Source organism: Halorubrum sp. AJ67 (assembly GCF_000513435.1).
Window position 1 is genome coordinate 177072 of sequence record NZ_CBVY010000004.1, and the last position, 7085, is coordinate 184156.

At 57.4% G+C, this 7085-nt stretch carries 6 protein-coding genes and 2 pseudogenes; 1 reads left to right on the forward strand and 7 read right to left on the reverse strand.

Annotated features, from left to right (window positions below; all coding sequences use genetic code 11):
* Window positions 1–53: 53 nt before the first annotated feature.
* From BN903_RS06280 to BN903_RS06290, 3 genes are all read right to left on the reverse strand, one after another.
* The gene (locus tag BN903_RS06280; protein WP_048076915.1) at window positions 54–1289 is read right to left on the reverse strand and encodes a phage integrase SAM-like domain-containing protein; all 1236 of its coding nucleotides are present in this window, start codon (window positions 1287–1289) and stop codon (window positions 54–56) included.
* 273 nt (window positions 1290–1562) lie between these two features.
* Window positions 1563–1970 carry a hypothetical protein gene (locus tag BN903_RS06285; protein WP_048076916.1) on the reverse strand — a complete coding sequence of 136 codons (408 nt, stop codon included), beginning with the start codon at window positions 1968–1970 and terminating at the stop codon, window positions 1563–1565.
* Window positions 1967–2785 (reverse strand): ParA family protein, encoded by an 819-nt coding sequence (locus BN903_RS06290; RefSeq protein ID WP_048076917.1) that lies wholly within the window; start codon window positions 2783–2785, stop codon window positions 1967–1969. The genes BN903_RS06285 and BN903_RS06290 overlap by 4 nt, the downstream gene beginning before the upstream one ends.
* 450 nt (window positions 2786–3235) lie before the next feature.
* Between BN903_RS06290 and BN903_RS18575 the strand changes: the two are divergent.
* Window positions 3236–3448, forward strand: a pseudogene (locus tag BN903_RS18575) (RNA polymerase subunit sigma-70); the annotation flags it as partial.
* A gap of 540 nt (window positions 3449–3988) precedes the next feature.
* On the opposite strand, the pseudogene BN903_RS06295 reads toward BN903_RS18575, so the two are convergent.
* The 4 genes and pseudogenes from BN903_RS06295 to BN903_RS06305 form a co-directional block, all read right to left on the reverse strand.
* Window positions 3989–4639: pseudogene (locus BN903_RS06295) on the reverse strand (transposase); the annotation flags it as partial.
* Window positions 4640–4663: 24 nt separating this feature from the next.
* Window positions 4664–5956: a glutamate dehydrogenase GdhB gene (gene gdhB, locus BN903_RS06300; protein WP_048076918.1), complete on the reverse strand. Its 1293-nt coding sequence runs from the start codon at window positions 5954–5956 to the stop codon at window positions 4664–4666.
* Between the two features lie 2 nt (window positions 5957–5958).
* A complete protein-coding gene (locus BN903_RS16540; RefSeq protein WP_154018059.1) occupies window positions 5959–6102 on the reverse strand; it encodes a rubrerythrin-like domain-containing protein in 144 nt (47 codons plus the stop codon).
* A gap of 199 nt (window positions 6103–6301) precedes the next feature.
* On the reverse strand, window positions 6302–7085 hold a 784-nt coding region (locus tag BN903_RS06305; RefSeq protein ID WP_048076919.1), incomplete at its 5' end, for a bacterio-opsin activator domain-containing protein.

Consider the following 7085-nt stretch of genomic DNA (forward strand, 5'->3'; position numbering starts at 1 on the left):
CCCTCCGCTTCAGACAAGGTTTCTCAATGGCTGTCTCACCGCTCTGTATAGGACTACCTTTCGAGTTGGTCGATATCTTCCAGAGCTTCCGTAGCGACATCGCCCAATTCCCCGGCCTCAATATGTGAGTAGCGCTCTCGGACCATCTCTTCGGAGTTATCGAGATACCGGGCCGCGACTGTATACCCGAACGCTCTGACCAGTACCTCCCCCATTCCACGTCGACCACCGTGCGGAGCAAGATAATCGTGTTTTGGATGGTCGATGTCGATCTCTGCAGCCTCTGAGAGCCGTTGGAGAATCGACCGTGCGCCGTCCGTCGTGATCGACGGCGGCCGAATATCCTCATCAAGCGCCAGTAGTAAGTCGCGAACGTACTCCGCACGACGTTCACCGATTGCTTCTGGGCGTTCCCCTCGTTCGGCTAGCTCTTCCTGAACGAGCTCTGCGAGTGTCCGTTGGTCGAACGTCGGAAACACCGGCCAGCGCTCTGTGGGTGGGTCCATCAGCTGGCGGTAGCTCCGAAGCGGAGAGATCACCGGATCGGGGAGACTGGCGGCGTCCCACTGCTGTTTCTTCCGGTAGACGTCCATACTCCCGTCGTCAAGGGAGAGGTCCTCCCAGCGGACGCCGCGCCGGCGTGGGTCGTTCGGATCTCGGAGGAGTTCTCCGACACGGACGGCAGTGTAGGCGAGGACGAACACCAGCGCCCGGTCACGAGCCGCCTTCAGCGCCACGTAGCGTCCTCGCTGCTTGTCGAGGGGGTCAGTATCCTCCGGGAGTGTCGTGTACGCCTCGACGGCGTCGCGGGCCTGTTCGTCGACGTGCCGGGTGAGGGCGTGGCGCTGTTCGGACGTCCAGGCCTGCTGGTCGCCGGGCTTGCGACCGTCATCCTCCGGCAGCGGCGCCATCGCGCTCGCCCGCTGCGCGTAATGCGCTTCGAGATATCCCTCGTTGACGCACCAGCCACACCATGCAGAGATATAGCGGTAGTAGGTTTGTACCGTGTTCTGCTTGAGTCCCCGATCTCCACCGAGATGTCGGGCGTACTCCCGGAACACGCGTTCGTCGAGATCGTCGAAGGTTGGCTCCCGGTCGACGTCGTCGGGGACGATCCCGGTCCAGTCGTCTGCGCCGCGATCGCCGGCAGTCCACTCGACGAATCGCTCGAGTTCGCGAGCTGCGTTGCGTCGATAGTTCCCGCCGTCGCCACCACGGCCTTTCCCTTTGTCCTGAAGGTAGCGCTCGAAGCTGTCGTTGAGCGGCGTCGAAAGCGCTCGATCAGGCATCTACCGGCCCTCCACCTTCCTGTGGACCCGGTCTCGATGGCTCTACCCCGGGGGAAGCGCCGTCGTGAGGCGGTTGCAGCATTCGTGCTTCACCGACGGCGGCGGGGTACTTCAAAGTGGTCGTGATTACGGGCATAATCAGGACCAGATTGTGTTTTCGGCCCACTTCGCGAATTCGAGCATCTGGAGCCTCTCAGCGCAGGAATTCCGCGCTATGAGAATCTGTATATCGTATACCGCTATACAAAATCTCGGGCCTCGTTCTGTGTAGAGTTACTCCTCGCCGAGTTCCGACAGCCGAGCCTGGATTTCCTCGGCATCCGCCTCAGAGAGCGCCTCGACACCGAACTGGACGAGGAGCGGGTAGAAGTGGCGGTTCTTCTTGAACTCGTCCTGGCCAGCCTTTCGGAGTTTTAGCTGGGACTCGAGATACGTATCCTCCATCTCGTTGAGGACACCATCGGGAATGTAGATCGTCCGACCGTTCCACTCGTCCTTGATGTTCGTCTTCGTTTTGCTTGTTTCGTTCGTTTCACTCGTTGAATTCGAATCGTTCGTCTCAGTCGATGAACTGGTTTCCACCGTTTCACTCACTTCACTTGTTTCGCCGGAATCGACCTCATCGTCCTCCTCTTCGTAGTTGCCCTCGATGCCCGAAGCATCACCCCAGCCGTCGCTCATGCTTCCACCTCCTCAGGTGCGGTCTTCTCAAACGTCTCGTCGAACAGGTCGGCGATCTCGTTGAACAAATTGCGTGCATCCTCGACGCGCTGGTTCTCCTTTCCGAAGCCAAAGACAGACACGCCTTCGCCAATCGACTGGGAGAGGTCGGTCCGCTTTGGGATCTCGAAGACAGGGAGCGAGTACGCCGACTTGATCTCCTCGATGGTGTCACGGTGTTCGGAGTTCTGCTCGACACGGTTACAGACAATCGCGAGCCGATTGATGTCTCCGTACGCCTGTTCGAGAGAGCTCAGCTGCTTGGCGAAAATCTGGAGGCTGTTGGCGTTGAGCTTCTCGGGAATGACGGGGATGACGACGTTACCGGTCGCGACGAGGGCGTTGTCGGTGAGAACATTCAGGGATGGCGGCGTGTCGACGATGATGTAGTCGTAGTCCTTGTCGAGTTCGTCGAGAGTCATCTCCAGCCGCTCCCGACTCTTCGGCGCCTCAAGCAGCGTCTGGATGTTCTTGTTGTTCGCGAGCTTCTCGCTCGCGGGGAGGATATCGAACTCCTCGTGCTCGACGATGATGTCGTTCACCGACTCCATCTGGTCGAAGTCGAGGACGTCGAACAGCGTTGTACGGTCGGTGTCGTAGTAGAGGTCGTTGTAGCCGAGCGAGCAGGTGAGCCCTCCGTGATAATCGATATCGACCAAGAGAACCTCGTGGCCTCGGGCGGCGAGTGCGCCGCCAGTATGAATGACGTCAGTTGTCTTCCCCGCGCCTCCCTTCTGATTCGCCACCGTGATTCGTGCGGTATTGGTGTCTGGCATTGTGTTCGTTTCTCTCGTTGAATTCGTTTTGATCGTTTAGTTCGGTGCGTTCGGTGAGGGTGTTTCACCCGGTGAAAGGATTACTACGATGTTAAAACCAACTGTTCGTTTCAGTCGTTGAAGCAAATATACTCGTTATTATCAACTCGTTCGTTCTATTCGTTTTATTCGTTTCTTTTGTTCTCTTTATCCAGTACAGTGAAGCCAGCTCATCCGCAACCACTTCGTTTCTCAAAATGCGTTCAACTCATTCGTTTATCTCATTTTGTTCTTTTTGATCGTTTCGTTCGTTATACTCGTTCCAAGTGGCTTCGATAGGAATTAGAGCTACCTTTGAGACAAGTGGAGAGATCGTGGCTTCATGGCCAATCGAGTAAGAATTTTAATAGTTACTAAATTATTGGTGACTACCAGATGTACGAGATTCTCGATGACACGACAGCGTAGCTCATCCTGCCTATCGAAAGCGGTGACTCGATCCGTCGTGTCGCCCGACGCCTCCACACGCCGTACAAGACGGTAAGACAGGTCGTGAACCGTCTCGAGGACGTAGGCTACATCAGTTATGATGATGGCCTCTCCGTCGTCGACAAGCGTGTTAGAGACGCCGCGCACGAACTTGTGGCTGCCAGCGCCGGCGTCACCCTTCCCCTTGTCCGTGAGGTACTTCGTGAACGTGTCCTCGATCGGCGTCTAGACGGAGCAACGACCCGTCATTGGGCCTCCGAAGTGTAGGGGTTGTATTTTCCGATCACCACTGTAGACGCGGCAATCCGGCTGGAGCGACTGTGTCAGAGAGCGTCGGCCATAGTTCTGAATCTGCCATGGTTGCGGTCACGGGTGGGGTGACTAAGAGTTTACTCTGTCTTACTCAGCTAAGACAAAGTAAATTATACCTCGTGATTTGTTTGATGTTGAGTGTAGATCGGCCGAATTCCGGTGAGAGAGTGCTTTTACACCGGTCGGTAGCCGAAGTATATTGTATATCGCTATATAAAATTTTCCTCGTGGGAAGTTGAGACTACAGCGGGTTTAGCGGGTGTGAAATGCGTGATTTCGGCTGAATCGGTGCGCAAACCTCGGTTGAGCGATGCCTCCGAGAGCGGTTTCGTATCGGTTATCGAACCATTACGAGAACTGACCGAGTATCACGAGAGCGCTGCCGCTCACGAGATGGGGCACCCTCTGAGTCTTAGATGGTCGCTACCCGATTCCTGTCTCCTGCCGGAGCAGTGTCAACGTGTTCTGCGCCGTTACAACGGGTTCACGGTCGTACACACCACCTTTCTCACACTGAAACAGCATATCGATCCCCCGCCAGATCGAATACAGGAGACACGCAAACGCGAAATAGAAGAATCGCAGTACGAAATCTTTCGACGTTGTCGCTGCCATGAACCGCTTGATCGACTTGTAGCCGCGCTCAATGTCCCAGCGTTTCCCATATTCTGTGATTGCGCTGGGGTCACCGTTGGTCATGAACACGGCGTACTGCCCGTAATCCGTCCGGTCTGAGTTCTTCTTTCGACGGTACTGGAGCGTCGTCTCGTGCCACTCGTTGTTCCCCAGATGGAGTTTGCGGTCGGTGACGTAGTGGTCTTGGTCACGCTGAAGCAGTCGTTTGGCTTGAGCTTTCTCGCTGGTGTGCATCCGCTTTGGTACGACATATGTGACGCCCCGGTCGGCTATCGCTTCGAGAATCTGCTGGCTGTCGAACTCCCGGTCCATGAACACGCGGTCAACATCGACGAGCTCCATTGCTGAGTCGAGGAGGTCCTCGACGATCTCTAAGCGAGTGTCACCCTTCCGGACGGGACGTGCGTCGAGAACCAGTGGTACGGAATCACCGACGAGGTGGCCGTATCCGGAGACGGGGTGCTACGGCCAGAGCCCACGCGTCTCGTGAGCTTCGGCAACTCGGGAGAGTGCAACGATGTACGCCGCGTCACGCCATGTCACGTCCCGTTCTTCGAATTCCTCGCGGACGTCCTGCCACGCGGCCAGCATCTCTGTTTCGAGTTCGTCGTTGACACGCTCCAGCGACCACGACCGCCGATTGATGTCTTGGAGCCACTCGAAGTAGCTCACCGTCACACCGCCAGCGTTCGCCAAAATGTCCGGGATTACTGGAATCTCTCGCTCAGCAAAGATCTCGCTGGCTGCAGTCGTCGTCGGCCCGTTCGCCCCCTCGACAATCATATCTGCTGCAATATCGTCGGCGTTGTCTACTGTCAGGACATCCCCGATCGCAGCCGGAATGAGGACATCCACATCGAGTTCCAGCAGTTCCTCGTTCGTAATGGCCTCTGGTGCGTCCTGACGGGTGACCGCCTCAGGTTCCTCGTCGTGAGACGGGATTGCGTGCGTGTCGAAGCCCTCCGGATCGTAGATTCCACCGTTGACATCACTGACAGCGACAACTGTCGCACCCCAGTCGTCAAGCAGGTGCGCCGCGTTCGCGGCGACACTACCGTACCCCTGTACGGCGACAGTAGTCTCCTCGGCATCCCGGTCGTAGTACTCGATAGCCTCACGGGCGATAATCGCGACGCTTCGACCGGGTGCTTCCTCCCGGCCTTCGCTCCCACCGACGATCGGGGGCTTTCCGGTGACAACACCGGGGATATTTTCGCCTTCCTGCATCGAGTAGGCGTCCATCAGCCACGCCATCGTCTGCGGATCTGTCCCCATGTCGGGCGCGGGGATATCTTTCGTCGGACCGATGGCAGATCGGATCTCGTCAGTGAACCGCCGTGTCAACTGCTCTTTTTCGTCGTCTGTCAGTTCCTTGGGATTCACCGCGATACCGCCTTTTGCGCCGCCGAACGGGATGTCCATCACGGCGCACTTCCAGGTCATCCACATGCTGAGGCCCACACACTCCTCGCGTGTGACCCCCGGGTGGTAGCGGAGCCCGCCCTTATGCGGGCCGCGGACGCTGTCGTGTTGCGCCCGGTACCCCGTATAGACCTCGACGTCGCCGCTCTCGCGCTCGATGGGGACGGTGACCTCGTGGACCTTCTTGGGGTGTTTCAGGCGCTCAACGACGTTCGGGTTGATATCGAGGTGGTCGGCAGCGTGCTGGAGCTGGCGGCGCGCGGTCTCCAGAGCGGACTCTTCCTCGGTCGGTTCTTCTTGCGGCTCGTCAGGTGTCGTTGTTGTCGAAGCCATCGTTATTCGATCGGTGTATGTCGATTCCGCATCTCGCCGCCACAGTCAGGGCACGAGCCAGGGTTGTCCTCTGCAAGGATGATGTTTCCACATTCGAAACACTCGTATGGCGATTCCTCGTCTGGGGCTTGATCGGTATCTCTCATTGATTGTGAGACCCAGCACCGTTAGGCGGGGTGCTCTACCTACCTATAATGAGAATATAAGGAAGTATTCAGTAGTTTAACACCGAACCTTGACTCGGGGGACGACGTTTACTATACAACCGTTTGGGCGCTGTCGATACGGTTGGAGTACTCGCTGGTCAGATAGATGCTTGGCAGATCTCCAGATATGGTAGGGTCGTCAGTCGGCGTGTTGTGTGGCTATCGGTGTGTGGTCATCGACGAGTGCCGCGAACAATTTTCGCTGTGAGGTTCTAATGTGCTGGTAGAACGCTTGCGGCGAAATATCTAGCGAGTTCGCAACAGCCTCACCGTTAGCCTTCCGCGGTGATTCGAAGAAGCCACTATAGTACGCCGTCTCGAGGACTTCTAGCTGTCTGTCCGTCAGCCGGTCGAGGACGGACGCGTAGAACCCGTGTTCGGATGCCTGTTCACGGGTCTGCTTCGACACCAATTCGAGATCACCGAACCGATCAGCCAAGAACTGGGTCACATGCCGAACTTCGATGCTCGCCGGCAGATCGACGACCAGCGTTGTACCTGCCGTCGTTGCCGTCGCACTCCGAAGGACGGCCCCGTGATCAGCCAACTCCGTCGCAAGGAATGGATCCGACAGCTGGAGTCGTAAGACACCGCCAGAATCGCCGCCACGAATCCGCTGGACATCCTCGACAACCGTGAGCCCATCGGTTGCGTCGACGACGGTATCGAGTGGTGCGTCATCCACGGTGACGAACACATAGTTCTCGGTAGCAGTCTGCTGGACGCCGCCGTCGTACGTCAGCGTACAGTCAGCCGCCGTAGCCAGTTGCGTAAGCACGAACGACGGGTCGCTGACCTCGTACTCGATTCGCGTCATCGACGTCGTGAGCAGCGCCTGCTTGCGCTCGGTCGCGCTGATCGCGGCAGCAACCGTTTCCCCGAGTTCCGAAACGACCGTCTGAATGGTCTCGTCGAACGCGTCA